This is a genomic window from uncultured Ramlibacter sp. (assembly GCF_936925435.1).
Taxonomy (GTDB): Bacteria; Pseudomonadota; Gammaproteobacteria; order Burkholderiales; family Burkholderiaceae_C; genus Ramlibacter.
The window spans coordinates 115,137-131,309 of sequence record NZ_CAKZHQ010000002.1 but is presented as its reverse complement, the minus strand read 5'-3'; the positions used below and the strand labels follow the sequence as shown (position 1 = coordinate 131,309).

At 68.2% G+C, this 16,173-nt stretch carries 15 protein-coding genes; 6 read left to right on the top strand and 9 right to left on the bottom strand.

The annotated features are described in order from the left end of the window. Positions 1-3 precede the first annotated feature (3 nt). Complete coding sequence (gene infA / locus Q0632_RS00700) at positions 4-252, top strand: translation initiation factor IF-1 (RefSeq protein ID WP_298923308.1); 249 nt, start codon at positions 4-6, stop codon at positions 250-252. 54 nt (positions 253-306) lie between these two features. Here the strand turns inward: infA and Q0632_RS00695 are convergent, their stop codons facing one another. Continuing rightward, the gene (locus Q0632_RS00695) at positions 307-777 is read right to left on the bottom strand and encodes an SRPBCC family protein (protein WP_298923306.1); all 471 of its coding nucleotides are present in this window, start codon (positions 775-777) and stop codon (positions 307-309) included. 64 nt (positions 778-841) lie between these two features. Next, the gene (locus Q0632_RS00690) at positions 842-1,180 is read right to left on the bottom strand and encodes a hypothetical protein (RefSeq protein WP_298923304.1); all 339 of its coding nucleotides are present in this window, start codon (positions 1,178-1,180) and stop codon (positions 842-844) included. A 154-nt stretch (positions 1,181-1,334) separates the two neighbouring features. Here Q0632_RS00690 and gshA point away from each other — a divergent pair, with 154 nt between their 5' ends. The 3 genes from gshA (at position 1,335) to Q0632_RS00675 (ending at position 4,921) form a co-directional block, all read left to right on the top strand. Next, positions 1,335-2,888, top strand: coding sequence for a glutamate--cysteine ligase (gshA, locus tag Q0632_RS00685; protein ID WP_298923302.1), 1,554 nt, complete (start codon positions 1,335-1,337; stop codon positions 2,886-2,888). An 81-nt stretch (positions 2,889-2,969) separates the two neighbouring features. Next, complete coding sequence (locus Q0632_RS00680; protein WP_298923300.1) at positions 2,970-3,455, top strand: hypothetical protein; 486 nt, start codon at positions 2,970-2,972, stop codon at positions 3,453-3,455. Positions 3,456-3,493: 38 nt separating this feature from the next. Then, on the top strand, positions 3,494-4,921 hold the full coding sequence (locus Q0632_RS00675; protein ID WP_298923298.1) for an FAD-binding oxidoreductase: 1,428 nt from the start codon (positions 3,494-3,496) through the stop codon (positions 4,919-4,921). A gap of 3 nt (positions 4,922-4,924) precedes the next feature. On the opposite strand, the gene Q0632_RS00670 is transcribed toward Q0632_RS00675, so the two are convergent. After that, positions 4,925-7,174: an ATP-binding protein gene (locus tag Q0632_RS00670; RefSeq protein WP_298923296.1), complete on the bottom strand. Its 2,250-nt coding sequence runs from the start codon at positions 7,172-7,174 to the stop codon at positions 4,925-4,927. Positions 7,175-7,266: 92 nt separating this feature from the next. Then, positions 7,267-7,860: a hypothetical protein gene (locus Q0632_RS00665; RefSeq protein ID WP_298923294.1), complete on the bottom strand. Its 594-nt coding sequence runs from the start codon at positions 7,858-7,860 to the stop codon at positions 7,267-7,269. A 240-nt stretch (positions 7,861-8,100) separates the two neighbouring features. On the opposite strand from Q0632_RS00665, the gene Q0632_RS00660 reads away from it, so the two are divergent. Next, positions 8,101-9,045 carry a succinylglutamate desuccinylase/aspartoacylase family protein gene (locus tag Q0632_RS00660; protein WP_298923293.1) on the top strand — a complete coding sequence of 315 codons (945 nt, stop codon included), beginning with the start codon at positions 8,101-8,103 and terminating at the stop codon, positions 9,043-9,045. 25 nt (positions 9,046-9,070) lie between these two features. Further along, positions 9,071-9,973 (top strand): SDR family NAD(P)-dependent oxidoreductase, encoded by a 903-nt coding sequence (locus tag Q0632_RS00655; protein WP_298923291.1) that lies wholly within the window; start codon positions 9,071-9,073, stop codon positions 9,971-9,973. A 22-nt stretch (positions 9,974-9,995) separates the two neighbouring features. On the opposite strand, the gene Q0632_RS00650 is transcribed toward Q0632_RS00655, so the two are convergent. The 5 genes from Q0632_RS00650 to Q0632_RS00630 all read right to left on the bottom strand — a co-directional run bounded on the left by Q0632_RS00650 (position 9,996) and on the right by Q0632_RS00630 (position 16,086). Next, positions 9,996-11,375 (bottom strand): MATE family efflux transporter, encoded by a 1,380-nt coding sequence (locus Q0632_RS00650; protein WP_298923289.1) that lies wholly within the window; start codon positions 11,373-11,375, stop codon positions 9,996-9,998. A gap of 33 nt (positions 11,376-11,408) precedes the next feature. Next, the gene (locus tag Q0632_RS00645; protein WP_298923287.1) at positions 11,409-12,005 is read right to left on the bottom strand and encodes a DUF2239 family protein; all 597 of its coding nucleotides are present in this window, start codon (positions 12,003-12,005) and stop codon (positions 11,409-11,411) included. 54 nt (positions 12,006-12,059) lie between these two features. Further along, positions 12,060-12,956: a PAS domain-containing protein gene (locus tag Q0632_RS00640; RefSeq protein WP_298923286.1), complete on the bottom strand. Its 897-nt coding sequence runs from the start codon at positions 12,954-12,956 to the stop codon at positions 12,060-12,062. A gap of 71 nt (positions 12,957-13,027) precedes the next feature. Continuing rightward, complete coding sequence (locus Q0632_RS00635; RefSeq protein ID WP_298923284.1) at positions 13,028-14,992, bottom strand: methyl-accepting chemotaxis protein; 1,965 nt, start codon at positions 14,990-14,992, stop codon at positions 13,028-13,030. Positions 14,993-15,111: 119 nt separating this feature from the next. Beyond that, positions 15,112-16,086: a PAS domain-containing protein gene (locus tag Q0632_RS00630; protein ID WP_298923282.1), complete on the bottom strand. Its 975-nt coding sequence runs from the start codon at positions 16,084-16,086 to the stop codon at positions 15,112-15,114. Positions 16,087-16,173 lie beyond the last annotated feature (87 nt).

Below are 16,173 nucleotides of genomic sequence, written 5' to 3'. Positions count from 1 at the left end.
CCCATGGCGAAAGAAGAGCTGATCGAAATGAAGGGGCACGTCGATGAAGTGCTGCCCGACTCGCGTTTCCGCGTGACGCTGGAAAACGGCCACCAGGTGATCGCCTATACCGGCGGCAAGATGCGCAAGCACCACATCCGCATCATCGCCGGCGACAACGTGTCGCTGGAGATGTCGCCGTACGACCTGACCAAGGGCCGCATCACCTTCCGCCATATCGCGGGACGACCCGGTCCGGCGCCGCGGCGCTGACCCACAAAAAAGCCGGCACATGCCGGCTTTTTTATTGGGTGCGCGGCCGGTGGATCAGACTTCGCCGCCGAACTTTTTGATCAGGTTGGCGATGTACTTGTCGACCAGTTTCTCGAACTCGCCCTCGACCACCGGCGCCACCACCATCTTCATGAGAGCCGGCAACGGCAGCGTGAGCTCACCGTCGATCTGCAGCACCAGGGCGGTGGAGGTCTTGTTGTCGGTGATCTTCCAGCTGCCGCCCACCAGGGCGTTGCCGACACCGGGCACCGGCTTCCAGACCACCGTGCCCTTGGCCTTGTTGCTGCTGTACTTGCTGGCGTAGACGGTCTGGATGTTCACCTGGGCGGTGCCCACCTTCTCCATCTCCAACTGGTAGGCGCCATCGCCCAGGTCGGTGAGCTTGTCCACCTTGGGAAAGTGCGACACCGACGCCGGCACGTCCGACAGCAGCGCGAACACGTCGGCCGCTTTGGCCCTGACTTCCAGCTCGTAACCCAGGTCGATGTTGACGGTCACGGTCATGTGGTGTCTCCTGGTCTTCGGTGGTGGCGGGTGGCGCGATTCTGCCACCCGCGCCCCGCGGCGCTCAGGCAGTTTTGCGGCTGGCGGCGAAGCTGGCGGCGCGCTGCACCGCCGTGGCGGCGACCCGCGCCAGCACGTCGACTGCGGCATCGGCACCGGTGGACGATGCCTGCACGCCCTGGCGGTACAGGTTGCTCAACACCTGGTGCGCGTTGGCGGCGTTGCGGCGGGTCTCGGGCGACAGCCTGGGGCTGGCCTGCTCGAACGAGCGCTGCCAGCCGGCATCGGCCAGTTCGCCCAGGCGCTCGCCGCCGCTGCGGCAGACCCCGATGGCACCATGGGCGGCGCTGCTCAAGGCTTCGATGGTGGAGGCGGCGGCGGAGGAAAATTCGCTGGCTTGCATGGTCTTCCTTCAGAGGGGGGTGGGGCCATTGTGCGCAAGCTTTGCGCGTTTGGGCCAGGCCGAGGGCCCTAATGGGGCGCTGCCAGCGGGTTTTGCGCAAAGGTGTTAACTTTCGCCCCCAGAATCCCCGAAACGACCGGCGCCAGAACATCCCATGAGCAACCTGCAAGTCGCGCCCGCCGCCTTGAATCCCAGCCGCCTGCAAGCCATCCGACGCGGCATCGAAAAGGAAAGCCTGCGCGCGACAGCCGCCGGCGAACTGGCCCTGACGCCCCACCCCCTGGCTTTGGGTTCGGCATTGACGCACCCGAACATCACCACCGATTACAGCGAGTCGCAGCTGGAGCTGATCACCGGCGTGCATGCGTCGGCCGAGACCTGCCTGGAAGAGCTGCTGCAGGTGCACCAGTTCACCGCCCGCTCGCTGGGCGAGGAAATGCTGTGGGTCAGTTCCATGCCCAGCAACCTGCCGGCCGACGAGACCATTCCGATCGGCCGTTACGGGTCCTCCAACGTGGGCCGCGCCAAGAGCGTCTACCGCATGGGGCTGGCGCACCGCTATGGCCGGCGCATGCAGACCATCTCGGGCATCCACTACAACTGGTCGCTGCCCGAGGTGAGCAGCGAGCAGTACTTCGCGCTGATCCGCAACTTCCGCCGCCACGCTTTCTTGCTGCTGTACCTGTTCGGCGCCTCGCCGGCAACCTGTTCCTCCTTCGTGGCCGGGCGCACGCACGAGCTCCAGCAGCTGTCGGCCGGCACCATGTACATGCCGCACGGCACTTCGCTGCGCATGGGCCGGCTGGGCTACCAGAGCGACGCCCAGGCCAGCCTGGCAGTCAGCTACAACGGGCTGGACGGCTATGCCGCCTCGCTGCACGAGGCACTGACCCGTCCCTATGCGGCCTATGAGGCGGTGGGCGTGCGCAACCCGGGTGGCGACTACAACCAACTGGCCACCAGCCTGCTGCAGATCGAGAACGAGTTCTACGGCACCATCCGCCCCAAGCGCGTGATCAAGCCCGGCGAGCGGCCGCTGCATGCGCTGCGCGAGCGCGGCGTGGAGTACGTGGAAGTGCGGCTGATGGACCTGGACCCCTTCGTGCCCATCGGCATCAAGGCGCAGACCATCCGTTTCCTGGACATCTTCCTGCTGCACTGTCTCCTGGCCGACAGCCCACCGGACACGCCGCAGGAAATCGCCCGCATGGGGCGCAACCAGCACAAGACCGCCGCATACGGGCGCGAGCCGGGCCTGCGCCTGGAGCGTGGCGACGGCGAGGTGGGCCTCACGGCCTGGGGGGCTGAGCTGCTGCAGGCCTTCGCACCGGTGGCCGCTGCGCTGGACGCGGCGCACCAGACCAGCGACTACAGCGATGCGCTGCGCGGCGCCCAGGCCCTGCTGGACGAGCCCGACCTCCTGCCCTCGGCCCGGGTGCTGGCCGTGATGGCAAGGGACTTCGACAACTCCTTCCGCGAGTTCGGCATCGCGCAGTCGACGCAGACCCGCGCCAAGCTGCTGTCCCTGCCCATGGGCGCCGGCCAGCAGGCCCGGTTTGCGGCCATGAGCGCCCAGTCGATCGCCGACCAGAAGGAGATCGAGGCCGGCGACACCATGCCTTTCGAGATCTACCGTCAGCAGTACATCGCGCCCGAGCGGCTGGGGCTGTCGCGCGCTGCCGTGGCTCCAGCATTGGCTGCTGTCTAACGGAGCTTCGCGCGGTTCTCCTACAGCGTGGCCGCGGCCGCGGCGCGACAGTTCCGCTTGTCTTTATTCCAAGGATTCCCTATGTCTTGTGTTCTTCTGGTGCAACGCACCATCGCCATCGCCGCCGCGGTGTTGCTGGCTGCCGGCCCGGCGCTGGCTGAGAAGGGTGGCAATGGCAATGGCAATGGCAATGGCAAAGGCCACGACAAGCAGGGCAAGGCGGACAAGCACGCCAGCCACGATGTGAAGCAGGGCGCGTTCTTCAACGACCATGACCGGAATGTGGCCCGCACTTATTACGTCCAGGCTTACCCGCAGGGCAAGAGCTGCCCGCCCGGCCTGGCCAAGAAAAACAATGGTTGCCTGCCGCCCGGCCAGGCCAAGAAGTGGGCGATGGGCCAGCCGTTGGCGCACGACGTGGTCTGGTACTCGGTGCCTCAGCCGGTGCTGGTGCAACTGCAGCCCGTGCCGGTGGGTTACCGCTATGTGCGGGTGGGCAACGACATCCTCTTGCTGTCACCGCAGTCGGCGCTTGTTGTCGACGTGATCGCGGGCCTCTTCGGTTAAGCGCCGGCCGCCCGGCGCAGTTGCTAACCTGCGGGGCGATGAGCGTTCCCGCCCACCTTTCCCGCCGCAGCTTTCTGTGCCAGTCCCTGGCGGCCGCCGGGTTGCTGGCCGGGGCACCGGCGGCGCTGCTGGCCGTACCGCCGCTGCAGGTGGCCAACGTGACCGGCCTCTACACCGTCCAGGTGGCGCGCATCGCCGTGCCCACCAGCGTCATGGAGCTGGCTGCCCAGACCATCGCCTGGCGCGGCCAGGTGGCGGTGGGTGGCGGTCGCTACAGCATGGGCGGCCAGGTGGCCATCGAAGGCGGCCTGCACGTCGACATGCGCCGCATGAATGCACTGTTGTGGGTCCGGCCGGCGCAGCGCATGGTGCGGGTCCAGGCCGGCATGCGCTGGCGCGACCTGCAGGACGTTCTCGATCCGCTGGGCCTGGCCGTCGAGACCATGCAAAGCTATTCCAATTTCAGCATCGGCGGCTCGGTGTCGGTCAACGCCCATGGCCGCTATGTCGGCAATGGGCCGGTGGGTAACTCCGTCACTGCGCTGCAACTGATGCTGGTCGATGGCTCCCTGGTCGAGGCGACACCGCACAACAATACCGAATTGTTCCGTGCCGCTATCGGTGGCTACGGCGCCCTGGCCGTGATCACCGAGGTGGAGCTGCGGCTGGCGCGCAACGAGAAGATCGAGCGCCGGGTGGACCGGATGCCATTGCAGGACTATCTGGCCTTCTTCGACGCGCAAGTCGCCGCCGACAGCGCCGCGATTTTGCACAACGCCGACCTGGCGCCACCGCTTTTCGATGCGCCGGTCGCAGTCACCTGGCGCCGCTCGGACAAGGCGCTGACCGAGCCGGCCCGCCTGGTGCCGCGTGGCGTGGACTATGCGAAGGAGCGCACCGCGTTGTGGGCCATGACCGAATTGCCCAAGGGCAGCAAGCTGCGCCAGGCGGTGGTTGATCCCCTGGTGTACGGCAAGCAGGCCGTGGTCTGGCGAAACCACGAGGCCAGCCTGGATGTGGCGCAGCTGGAGCCGCGGTCACGGCGCCAGTCCACCTATGTGCTGCAGGAGTACTTCATCCCGCGGCGGCGCTTCGAAAGCTTCGCGCGCCAGATGGGTCCATTGCTGCAGCGGCGCCAGGTCGAGGCGGTCAATGTCTCGGTCCGGCATTCGCCGGCCGATGCGGTGGCCTTGCTGCCCTGGGCCCGGGAAGAGGTGTTCTCCTTTGTCCTGTACTACAAGCAACGCACGGACGATGCCGCCATGGCGGCAGTGGGCGAGTGGACCCGCGAGCTGGTCGAGCTGGCCCTGCTGCACGAAGGCCGTTACTACCTGCCGTACCAGATGCATGCCAGCAGGGAGCAGTTCGACCGTGCCTATCCCGAGGCCGCTGGGCTGCGCGCTCTCAAGCAGCGGGTCGACCCGGCCGGCAAGTTCTCCAACTCGCTCTGGCGCAAATACCTCTGAGGCTCAGGCCACGCGCGTGTGCTGCAGCGAGAAGTAGAAGGTGGCGCCTTCGCCAGGCCGGCCTTCGGCCCAGACGCGGCCGCCATGCCGCTCGACGATGCGCTTGACGATGGCCAGGCCCACGCCCGTGCCCTCGAAGCCGGCCGAGCCCGGCAGCCGCTGGAACGGGCCAAACAGCTTGTCGGCGGTATCGGGGTCGAAGCCCGTACCGTTGTCACGGACGCTGAACACGCACTCGGCCCCTTCGGTGCGGCAGCCGATGCGGATGTCCGGCACCGCCTGCCTGGCGCTGAACTTCACCGCATTGGAGACCAGGTTGGCCCACACCTGGCGGATGGTCGCGGCGTCGGCCGGCACCTGCGGCAGCGCCTCGATGACGATGCCCGGCGGCGAGCCCAGGGACTGGACGACGTCGCGCACCATGGCCTGCATGTCGACGCTCTCGTAGTCCAGGCCGCCGCGGCCGGAGCGGGCGAGCTTGAGCAAACCGTCGATCATCAGGCCCATGGAGCGCGTGTTCTGCACGATGCGCTGGGTGTAGGAGCTGGCCTTGTCCGCGTCGCCGGCGTTCACGGCCGCTTGCGCCAGCTGGGCGAAGCCGTTGACCGACATCAGCGGCGCGCGCAGGTCGTGCGCCACCGAGTAGCTGAAGGCGCCCAGCGCCTCGTTGGTGGCCTGCAGGTCTTCGGTGCGGCGGCGGATGCGCGTCTCCAGCAGCTCGTTGGCCAGCTGCAGGTCGCGCCTGGCCTCGTTGCGCGCCGTCACGTTGCGCAGGTGCGACTGCACCAGGATCTGTCCCTGCTGGCGCACCGAGCTGCCGGCGTGCTCGACCTCCAGCCGCTTGCCGTCGCTGCTGCGCATGACCAGCTCGACCGGGTCGGTGGTGCCTGGCTCGTCGCGCAGCTTCTCCAGCCTTGCGGCCAGCAGGTCGCGCGACGATCCCGGCTCGGCCAGGCCACGCAGCGTCAGGCCTTCCAGTGAGGCGTTCTGCGCCAGGCCGAACATGCGGCGAAAGCCCGGGTTGGCATAGACGATGCGCCCGACCTGTTGCACCAGGATGCCGTCGGGCGACAGTTCCACCAGGCTGCGGTGGCGCTCCTCGCTGTCGCGCAGCTCCTGCTCGATGCTCGGGATGCGGTCGAGCATGTCGTTGAAGCTGGCCGCCACCTCGGCGATCTCGCGCGGCCCGGCCACGGGCGCGCGATGGTGGAACTGGCCGCGGGCGACCTGCTCTGCGGTCTCGGTGAGTGCGCGCATCGGCAGGCTGATGCGACGGCCCACCAGCAGCACCAGCAGGCCCGACAGGCCCAGCACACCGATGGCCATCAAGCCCAGCTGCCAGGCCCGGCTGCGGGCCTGGGCGTAGACGGCCTCCAACGGCGCACCGGCAGCAGCGAACCAGCTTGTGCCGGGAATGGCCCGGAAGGAATACAGCCGTTCGATGCCATCCGGTCCGTGGGCAGTGGCCTGGCTGGCCTGGTGCTTCAGTGCGTGGCGGATGATGATGTTGTCGGGGAAGCGCTTGCCGACGAACTGTTCCTCGCCGGCGGACCGCGCCAGCACGTAGCCCCGGCTGTCGAAGATCAGGGCCACGGCGCCATCAGGCAGGTCCCTGCGCACGAGCGTGCGCAGGGCGCTCAGGCGCATCACCATCTGCACCGATCCGGCCAGCGCGCCGTTCGCATCCAGCAATGGGAACGCCCTGGGCACGGTGAGCTCTTCGCCATCGAGGTAGGTCTGCGGCGGTCCAATCACGTTGGTCTTGTTGCCGGCCAGGAGGGGCCAGTCGGCCTGCGCCAGCGGCGCCGGCGCGCCTGCCGGCTGATGGCCGCGGCAGACCAGTTGGCCCTTGGCGCCGGTGGTGACGATGTCCAGCAGGCCGGGCCGCACCGCCAGCGAGTCCTCAAACAGTCCCGTGCATCTGGCCGGATCGAGCTGCCTCAACGCGGGCCGGCGTGCCAGCATGGTGGCGGCACGGGCTTGCTCCGCCATGACGGTGTCTGTGTCCCTTGCCAGGTCATCGGCGGTGGACTGGATCAGGCGCTCGGCCATCTTCGCCTCATGCGCTGTGGCACGGTAGAGGCCCCAGCCGAGCAGGACGATCAGTGGCGCCGCCGAGGCCAGTACGAGCAGGGTCAGCATCGCGTTCATCGACAGCGTGTGGCGGCCGCGCAGCTTGGCGGTCGGAAACAGCGTTCGCCGGCGTCGGGGAGAAGGCGGGTCGGACTCGCTGGTATCGGTCGTTGCGGGCATGTTCCTGGGCCGGCGCCGACGCAGGGGTCGGCAAGGCCAGGGAATGATAAGTCACGGCATGGCGCAGGCCGATGCCGGTCCGGTGCCCGGCTTCAGCGCAGGCCGGCCGGCTCGGTGCTGGCGAACGCGGCGGTCGGGGCGGCGGTCGAAGCGCGGTCGGCATCGGCCTGGGCGAACAGGCGCTCGAGTTCGGCCCGGGCATCGCTGTCCGGGGCCGCCGCGGCTGTGGCCGGGACAGGCTCCACGGGCCTGTCGTGCGGCGTCGTGCTCCACAGCAGGGGATTGGGCATGTCGGGACAGGCCGATTCATCGCTCAGTGAGAACTGCCAGGACAGGCCGGAAAACCAGTTCAGCGCGGTCGGATCGAACACCGCGATGCGCTGGCGCAAACTGTTCTGGAAGGCCACGCTGTACGTCAGCAGACGCGGGTCCCAATGCCGCACCAGCAGGCGCAGGTGCATGCCCGGTTCGCGGCCGCCGCCGCTGGTGGCCAGCATCTCGGCGCCGATCCAGGTACTGGGAATGCCATGCTTGATGAGGGTGTCGCGCAGCACCACGCGCAGCAACTCCTTGCGCGTCGCCGATGGCGATGTCGCGGGCGCCTGCGATGGCCGCGCGTTCGGCGGCGGGGACGCGCCAGAGGCGGCGGAATGCGGCGTGCCAAACAGGCGGCTCATCAAGCTCATGAAGAATCCCCTTGCCCTGTCCCTGGGCGGTCTTATTGATTTTCTGGCAATTGCGGCGCAATAGTAACAAGAAGTTTCATATTTGCCTTCACCTCAATGGATGAGGAGTTAAGTGCTCAATTTCCGACCCGCGCCGTTCCCTGGCCAGGCGCTACACTTGGAGATGTTTAGCCCTCAAGCCCCCGTCAAATGGTCTTGAGTTGCTATTAAAAGAGTAGCAAATCCAATACCAAGGCGCCCATGCCCACCTCCTCCCCCCTTTTTGAAGTGCTGCCGCGCGACCTCTCGGCCTACCGCCAGGGCAACACCGGTGTCGACTATGTGCACCGCTTCGAGTCCGGCAAACCCGGCCCGCACGTGCTGGTCAATGCGCTCACGCACGGCAACGAGATCTGCGGCATGGTGGCGGCCACCCATATCCTGGACAGCGGTGTGCGGCCCAAGATCGGCACGCTGACGGTGAGCTTCGCCAACGTTGCGGCCTACGAGTCCTTCGACATCGAAGACCCCTTCAAGAGCCGCCAACTGGTGCACAACCTCAACCGCGTCTGGGGTGCCGAACAGCTCGAAGGCACTGAAGACAGCCCGGAGCTACAGCGCGCGCGTCTGCTGCGGCCGGTTGTCAGCGCTGCCGACCACATCCTGGACATCCACTCGACCTCGCAGGACGTCGTGCCCTTCTGGGTCTACCCGGCCTTTTCGCGCAATGCCCAGGTGGCGCTGGCCATCGGCCGCCCGCCGGTGCACCTGGTCATGCCCAATGGCCTGGGCTCGGGGACGCCGCTGGTGCAGCACGGCCGCCACGGCCTGGCCGACAGCGGCGCCGGCGCGGCCATGGTGGTCGAGTGCGGCCAGCATTTCCTGCAGTCGGCCGCTGACCTGGCGACCCGCGTGGCGCTGGACTTCATCGCCCACTTCGGCCTGATCGATGCCGACCCGGCCCGGCCGGCGCCGGGCCCGCAGCGCCGCTTCGAGTTGCTCGAGACCCACGTGATCCAGTCGCTGGACTTCCGCTTCGCGCGGCCGGTGGTCGGTTTCGAGACCTTCGCCAAGGGCGAGCTGATCGCGGTGAACGGCCCGGAGGAAATCCGCGCGCCAGTGGACGACTGCACCATCTTCATGCCCTCACAGAGCGTGGTGATCGGCAAGGAAGCGGTCTACCTGACCAAGCCCCTGGCCAACTGATTTTCAAAAAGACGGAGACTTTCCAATGGCTTTGGATTTCAAGGGCCGGGTGGCCATCGTCACCGGCGCGGGCGGCGGCTTGGGCCGGCAGCACGCATTGGCGCTGGCGGCACGCGGCGCGAAGGTACTGGTCAACGACCTGGGCGGCGGCCGGGACGGCTCGGGCGCTTCGGTGTCGGCCGCGCAAGCGGTGGTGGACGAGATCCGTGCCGCCGGCGGCCAGGCCATCGCCAATGGCGCTTCGGTCACAGACTTCGATGCCGTGCAGGCCATGGTGCGCCAGGCCGTGGATGCCTGGGGCCAGGTCGACATCCTGGTGAACAACGCCGGCATCCTGCGCGACAAGAGCTTTGCCAAGATGGACATCGCCGACTTCCGCCTGGTGCTGGACGTCCACCTGATGGGCGCCGTGCACTGCTGCAAGGCCGTCTGGCCGCTGATGCAGGAGCGCAAGTACGGCCGCATCGTCATGACCACATCGTCCAGCGGCCTGTACGGCAACTTCGGCCAGAGCAATTACGGCGCCGCCAAGATGGCCCTGGTCGGCCTGATGCAGACCCTGGCGATCGAGGGCGACAAGCACGGCATCCGCGTCAACTGCCTGGCGCCCACGGCGGCCACGCGCATGACCGAAGATCTGTTCCCGCCCGACATGCTGCAGGCCTTCGGCCCCGCTGCGGTCGTGCCCGCCATGCTGGTGCTGGCCAGCGAGGGCGCGCCCACGCGCACCACGCTGTGCGCCGGCGCCGGCGGCTTTGAAGCAGCCCATATCACGCTGACGCAGGGCGCCTTCATCGGCAGCGGGCCCGATGCCGACGAGCAGCTGGCTGCGCAGCTGGCGCAGGTGAGCGACCGCGTCGCCGAGCAGGTGCCCGGCAGCGGCGCCAGCCAGGGCAGCAATGAGCTGCGGCTGGCGCGCTCTGCGTGAAGAGAGCCCCCACGCGATCCCGCTACACCAGCCGCACGATCTTCTTCTTGCGCCAGACCAGCTGGTAGTAGGCGCCCTGCAGCACCAGCATGGCGACGAAGGTGATGGGGTAGGCCATCCATACGCCGTTGAGTCCGAAGTGGCCGCTCAGCAGCCAGGCCGAGGGCACTTCGATGGCGGCAATGCAGAAGATCGAGATCGCGGTGGGCACCAGCACCGTGCCGCTGGAGCGCATCACGCCGCCCAGCACCGAGGCGAAGCCGAACACCACGCTGCTCCACAGCATGATGTGCAGCAGGGTCTGCGCCAGCTCGAGCACCGGCGCGCTGGTGACGAAGGCGGAGATCAGGTGGCGCGAGAACAGGTAGCCCACCACCACCAGGGTGCCGGTGAGCACCAGGTTCATCTTCAGGCCGGTGCGCGTGATCGCGTCCAGCCGCTCAGGGTGGCCGGCGCCGATGGCCTGCGCGCCCAGGATGGAGGCGGTGATGGCGATCGACAGGGCCGGGAACTGCACGTAGTTGACCACCTGGTTGACCGCGCCATAGGCAGCCGTGGCGTCCGAGCCGAAGCCGTTGACCAGGGACAGCAGCACGATCTCGGCCAGCGAGATGACGATCATCTGCACCCCGGTGGGCAGGCCGATCCTGACCACCAGCTTGAGGATGGCCGGGTTGATGCGCAGCGCGCGCAGCAGTTCGCGGTCCGGCGCCAGTGCGTGGCCCCGGCGCAGCGTGCTCCAGGCCAGGAAGGCCAGGGCGGCGGCGAAGGCAATGATGGCCGCCACCGCGGCGCTGGTCACGCCCAGCTGCGGCAGGCCGAGCCAGCCGCGGATGAAGGCCGGCGTCAGCAGGCAGGAGATGGCGGTGGACAGCAGCAGCGCATACAGCGGCGTCAGCGTGTCGCCCACGCCGCGCAGCAGCTGCGTCACCAGGATGAACACCAGCAGACCCGGCATCGCCAGCATCATGGCGCGGGCGTAGCCGATGGCAATGGGCAGCACGTCCGCTGGCGTGCCCAGCGCGCGCAGCAGGGCCTCGGTGAAGGTGCCGCCGAACAGGGCCACCAGCAGGCCCAGACCCAGGCCCAGCGCGATGGCTGTGCCGGCAATCGCCTTGACCTTGTGCAGCTCGCGCGCGCCCCAGGCCTGGCCGATCAGCACCGAGGCGCCGGCGCCGATGCCGATCACCAGCGAGATGAAGAAAAAGACGATGGGGAACATGCCCGAGACCGCGGCCAGCGCCTGCGTGCCCAGCATCTGGCCGACGAAGACGTTGTTGATGGTGCCCGACAGGGCCTGCAGGATGTTGGCCAGCACCATGGGCACGAGAAAGGTCAGGAAGTTGCGCCAGAGCGGGCGCGCGGGTGGCGCAGCGGTGGTGGTTGTGGTGGTTGCGGTCATTGTGTTGTTGTGGTTTTCGGGAAGTCGTTCTGTTCAGCCTGCGAAAGCTGGGGCGGCGAGCTGGCGGGCATAGGCCTGGACGTCGGCGGGCCATGGCGCGGTGATGGCGGCGAAGCTCTCGCCCTTGCCGCCGAACAGCGCGCGCAGCGCTTCCTCGAAGCCGGGCAGGTTGCCTGCGATGGCGCTGAGGAAGCGGTAGCTGCGCTCCTGCGCGGCGCGCACGCTGTCCTGCGCAGCGCTGGTCCTGCGCGCTTCATCGATGAGTTTGCGCAAGGCCACCGAGGCGCCGCCTGGCTGCAGGGCCAGCCATTCCCAGTGGCGCGGCAGCAGGGTCACCTCCCTCGCCACCACCCCCAGTTGGGGGCGGCCCCGGCCGCGTGTGGCCGGGGCTGGCGCGGCGGCCTCGGGCGCGGGGCCTGCGGTGCTGTGTTGCTCAGCCCGTTGCGCCACTTCGTCTGGCGTGCCACGCAGGTCGAGCTCGGCCGTGCGGGCGCTGGCGTCGTCGAAGACCAGCAGCGGCGCATGGCCGGGGTCCTGCTGGACTGCCTGCGCCACGGCGCGCGCCACCTCGGCAAGCGAGCCGGTGGCCAGCCGGCGGCTGCCCAGGAAGGCGGTGTACGTGGAATCCATCCGGGCGATTATTACCCGGATGAAAATTGGATGTCAATAAAGCCCGGGTAAAAATCAGGCGGCGTGGCGGTCCGTCACGTCGACACCGTCGACAAAGATGCCCGTGACCTGGCCCTGTGAGTCCTTGATGGGCTGGTAGACGAAGTCCAGCGAACGTTCCACCGTCGGGCCGCCAGCCCCCTGCTGCAGCAAGAACTTGCTGCCCGTCGTGGTGTAGGCCTTGCCGCTGCGGTAGACCTCGTCGAGCAGCGCCACATAGCCCTGCTCGCTGGCTTCGGGCAGGACCTCGGCCACGGTCTTGCCCACCACCTGCCGGTTGCCCACCAGTTGCAGGTAGGCCGGGTTGGCCAGGTCGAAGCGGTGCTCGGGCCCGCGCAGCATGGCCATGAAGGAGGGCGCCTGCTCGAACAGCTGGGCCAACTGCTCGCGCTCCAGCGCCAGCCGCCGTGAGGCCTGCACGGTCTGCGTGGTCTCGGTGCACACCACCAGCACGCCGCCGACGCCGGTGGGCGCCAGCGGATCGTCGATGGGGCTGTAGCTGTAGGTCCAGTAGACGTCTTCGCGCCGGCCGTTGCGCGTGATGGGCACCAGGGCGTTCTCATGCCAGGTCGAGCCGCGACCGCTCATCACCTGCTCGATCTGCGGGCCGATGATGTGCCAGATCTCGTCCCAGCAGGCCCGGCCTTCCTGGCCCAGCGCGCCAGGGTGGCGCTCCGGCCCGATCGAGAGGCGGTAGGCGTCGTTGTAGAACTGGACCAGCCGCGGGCCCCACCAGATGAACATGGGGTGGCCGCTGGACAGCAGCAGCCGCACGGCGGTCTTCAGGCTTTGCGGCCAGTTGCGCGGCTCGCCGATGGGCGAGAGCCGCCAGTCGCGGATGCGCATCAGCGCACCCATTTCGCCGCCGCCGGCCAGGAAGTCCAGCGGGCGCAGGGGGGACAAGGTTGCCATGGTGGATTGGATGAATGCCTACCCCCATGGTAGCCGGGCAATGCGCCTGCGTGGCGCGTTGCCCGGCGGACTCAGTGCGCCGGGGCCAGGCGGAACACGCTGACGGTTTCGACCAGGCTGCCGGCCTGCTGCTGCAGCGAGCCGGTGGCCGCTGCGGCTTCCTCGACCAGGGCGGCGTTTTGCTGGGTGACCTGGTCCATCTGGGTAATGGCCTCGCTGACCTGATGGATGCCTTCGCTCTGCTCCTGGCTGGCCGTGGTGATGCTGGCGATGATGGCCGAGACGCGCTGGATGCCCTCGACGATCTCGCCCATGGTACGACCGGCCTCGTCCACCTGGTTGCTGCCGGTCTGGACCTTGTCCACGCTGTCGGTGATCAGTTCCTTGATCTCGCGCGCCGCCGCAGCGGAGCGCTGGGCCAGGCTGCGCACTTCGCTGGCAACAACCGCAAAGCCGCGGCCTTGTTCGCCGGCGCGCGCTGCTTCGACAGCAGCGTTGAGCGCCAGGATGTTGGTCTGGAAGGCGATGCCGTCGATCACGCCAATGATGTCGGCGATCTTGCGCGAGGAGGCATTGATCGATCCCATGGTGCCGACCACCTGCGAGACCATGTTGCCGCCGCGGCTGGCGATGTCGCAGGCGGAGGTGGCCAGCGTGCTGGCCTCGCGGGCGTTGTCGGCGTTCTTGCGCACCGTCGCCGTCAGCTGCGTCATGGAGGCGGCGGTCTGCTGCAACGAGCTGGCTTGCTGTTCAGTGCGGGACGACAGGTCCAGGTTGCCGCTGGCGATCTCGCCCGAAGCGGTGGCGATGGTGTCGGTGGCCTGGCGCACGTTGCCCACCACATGGGCCAGGCTCAGGCGCATAGCCTCGATGGCGCGGGTGATCACGCCCAGCTCGTCGCGGCGAGTGGAGGCGAACGCCTGGGTGAAGTCGCCCTTGCCCATGGCCTCCACCTTGACGCTGAGCGCGCTCAGCGGCTGCATGGTGCGGCGGATGCTGATGATCAGGCCGGCACCCAGCAGCACGGCGACTGCGGCGATCACGCCGGCCAGCCAGGCCAGCTGACGGACCAGGCCGGCCATGGCTTCGGCGCGGGGCATCTCGGCCACCACCAGCCAACCGGTGGAGGTGATCTTGGCCACCGAGGCGAAATGGCGCTTGCCGTCGGCGCTCAGCACCGCGGGGGCGTCTTCCAGCCAGAAGTTGTCGGCACCGGCCAGGCGCGTGGCCCAGTCGGCGGCCTGCGCGGCCGGCAGCACGTCGGCCAGCTTCTTGCCCGCCGCGCTGGGATGCAGCACCAGGGTGGCGGCCGCCGGCTCGCTGCCGGTTTGCACCACGTACAGGCCGCCGGTGTCGAAGACGCGGCTGCTGCTGACCGTCTCGGCAAAGAGCGCTTGTTGCTTGGAGATGTCCAGGCCGATGTAGAGCACGCCCACAACCTTGCCGGCCTGGTTGCGCACCGGGTCGTACAGGGTCATGAAGGGCTTGCCGAACAGGGTGACGCGGCCGACATAGCGCTTGCCGGCGCTCAGCGCGGCGTAGGCCGGGCTCTTGCGGTCCAGCAGCGTGCCGATGGCGCGCTCGCCGTTTTCCTTCTTCACCGAGGTGGTGACGCGGCGGAAGTCTTCGCCCTGGGCGACAAACACCGTGGCATTGCCGCCGGGGAAGTCGCGCGAGAAGCTGTCCACTTCCGCCAGTTTTTCATTGATGCGGCCGCCATTGCTGCTCAGGATGCCCTCGGCCGGGTCGGTCAGTTCCAGGGTGGCTGCGAACTGGGCACGGAAGAGGCCATAGGCGCTTTCGGCGAACTGGCGCATCGAGATGTCGAACACGTCCATCGACTGGGCGACCGCCTGGGCCTTGGCATTGGCGTACAGGGCGGCGCTGCGCTGCTGGGCGGCCGCGGAGATGACATAGAACACACCGACCAGCGCCAAGGTCACCACCAGGATGGCTGCACTGGCGCGAATGGTCATGGCGCGGGCCATTGGGACAAAACCCGGGCCTGCGGGCTTGGTGGAAGAGGTGGTGGACATGGAAACTCCTGCGCTGACAAACGGCGAGGTCGGAAAAACCCGGCCTGCACAGCCATTTCGGCAGGAAAAGCACCGACTTGAGGCGTTTTCCCGGGTTTACCCGGGATTGGGGTGGCGCCTCAGGGGCCGCGCGCGGCCAGTTGGGCCTTGAGTTGCAGGATTTCGCGGCGCGCGGTGACCCGCTCGGTGTCGTCGCGCACGCACAGGGTCAGGCCCTGTTCCGACGGCCAGATCTTCATCTGCAGCCAGATCGACAGCGGCGGGTAGAACTTGTTGAATTCCAGGGCCGTGCCGTCGCGCACCGCGTCCTGGCATTTCTGCAGGAAGCGCCCACTGGCCGTCTCGGGGAACTCGGTCAACAGGCAGCGGCCGATCAGCTCGCTGCGCTCGCGCCGCAGGATGCGCGCCGCCTCGGGATTGAGGTAGAGGAAGCACCATTCGTCGTCCAGCAGGATGTAGCCGTCGGCCATCGCTTCGAGCGTCTGGGTGAGACGCTCGGCCGCGCGGCGGGCCTCGTCGGCGACAGCGCGGAAACGGCTGATGTCCTGGATCGCGCCGCGCACATGGGTCACCCGGCCCGCGGCGTCGCACTCGGCCTCGCCGATGGCCCGGATCCAGACCTCACGCCCGCGGGCGGTGATCAGCTGCAGTTCCAGGTCGAAGGGCTGGCCCTGGCGGGCGCAGGCATCGAAGGCCTCGACCAGCAGGTCCTGCGAGGCGGGGGTGTAGAAGCTCAGGGCATCCGTGCCGCTGGGCTGGTAGTCCGCCGCCACCTCGTGGATGGCCTTGACCTCGTCGGACCAGACCCAGCTGGCGCCGGCCAGCTCCACCGACCAGGCGCCCAGCCGGCCGGCGGCGGCCGCCATGCGCAGCAGGGCCTGGGTTTCCTTGGCCTGCTGTTCCGACAGCCAGCTGTCGGAAACGCCGCCGTTGGCGCCCAGGTAGCCCCGGTAGGTCACGCCGGTGGTGAAGGCGGCGCCGGCTGCGGGCTCGCCTTCGGCACCGCGTTGGTGCCAGAGCCGGCGCCAGGCCCCAGCCACTGTGTCGCCGGGCCCGGGGGAGGACCGCAGATCGAAGGCATTTGCATGGCTCATGTGGTGTTTTCCTCTGTGTCCTGCGCCGATGGCGCAAAAACGAGCATCAAACGTGCCAGTGGCCCGTGTGCAATGTCACGCGAGCGA

Excerpts from the sequence above, each read along its gene's own strand:
- Q0632_RS00630 (WP_298923282.1), bottom strand. The coding sequence starts at position 16,086 with ATGAGCCATGCAAATGCCTTCGATCTGCGGTCCTCCCCCGGGCCCGGC.
- Q0632_RS00680 (WP_298923300.1), top strand. The coding sequence starts at position 2,970 with ATGTCTTGTGTTCTTCTGGTGCAACGCACCATCGCCATCGCCGCCGCG.
- Q0632_RS00660 (WP_298923293.1), top strand. The coding sequence starts at position 8,101 with ATGCCCACCTCCTCCCCCCTTTTTGAAGTGCTGCCGCGCGACCTCTCG.
- Q0632_RS00670 (WP_298923296.1), bottom strand. The coding sequence starts at position 7,174 with ATGCCCGCAACGACCGATACCAGCGAGTCCGACCCGCCTTCTCCCCGA.
- Q0632_RS00675 (WP_298923298.1), top strand. The coding sequence starts at position 3,494 with ATGAGCGTTCCCGCCCACCTTTCCCGCCGCAGCTTTCTGTGCCAGTCC.
- Q0632_RS00695 (WP_298923306.1), bottom strand. The coding sequence starts at position 777 with ATGACCGTGACCGTCAACATCGACCTGGGTTACGAGCTGGAAGTCAGG.
- Q0632_RS00655 (WP_298923291.1), top strand. The coding sequence starts at position 9,071 with ATGGCTTTGGATTTCAAGGGCCGGGTGGCCATCGTCACCGGCGCGGGC.
- infA (WP_298923308.1), top strand. The coding sequence starts at position 4 with ATGGCGAAAGAAGAGCTGATCGAAATGAAGGGGCACGTCGATGAAGTG.
- gshA (WP_298923302.1), top strand. The coding sequence starts at position 1,335 with ATGAGCAACCTGCAAGTCGCGCCCGCCGCCTTGAATCCCAGCCGCCTG.
- Q0632_RS00690 (WP_298923304.1), bottom strand. The coding sequence starts at position 1,180 with ATGCAAGCCAGCGAATTTTCCTCCGCCGCCGCCTCCACCATCGAAGCC.
- Q0632_RS00665 (WP_298923294.1), bottom strand. The coding sequence starts at position 7,860 with ATGAGCTTGATGAGCCGCCTGTTTGGCACGCCGCATTCCGCCGCCTCT.
- Q0632_RS00650 (WP_298923289.1), bottom strand. The coding sequence starts at position 11,375 with ATGACCGCAACCACCACAACCACCACCGCTGCGCCACCCGCGCGCCCG.
- Q0632_RS00645 (WP_298923287.1), bottom strand. The coding sequence starts at position 12,005 with ATGGATTCCACGTACACCGCCTTCCTGGGCAGCCGCCGGCTGGCCACC.
- Q0632_RS00640 (WP_298923286.1), bottom strand. The coding sequence starts at position 12,956 with ATGGCAACCTTGTCCCCCCTGCGCCCGCTGGACTTCCTGGCCGGCGGC.
- Q0632_RS00635 (WP_298923284.1), bottom strand. The coding sequence starts at position 14,992 with ATGTCCACCACCTCTTCCACCAAGCCCGCAGGCCCGGGTTTTGTCCCA.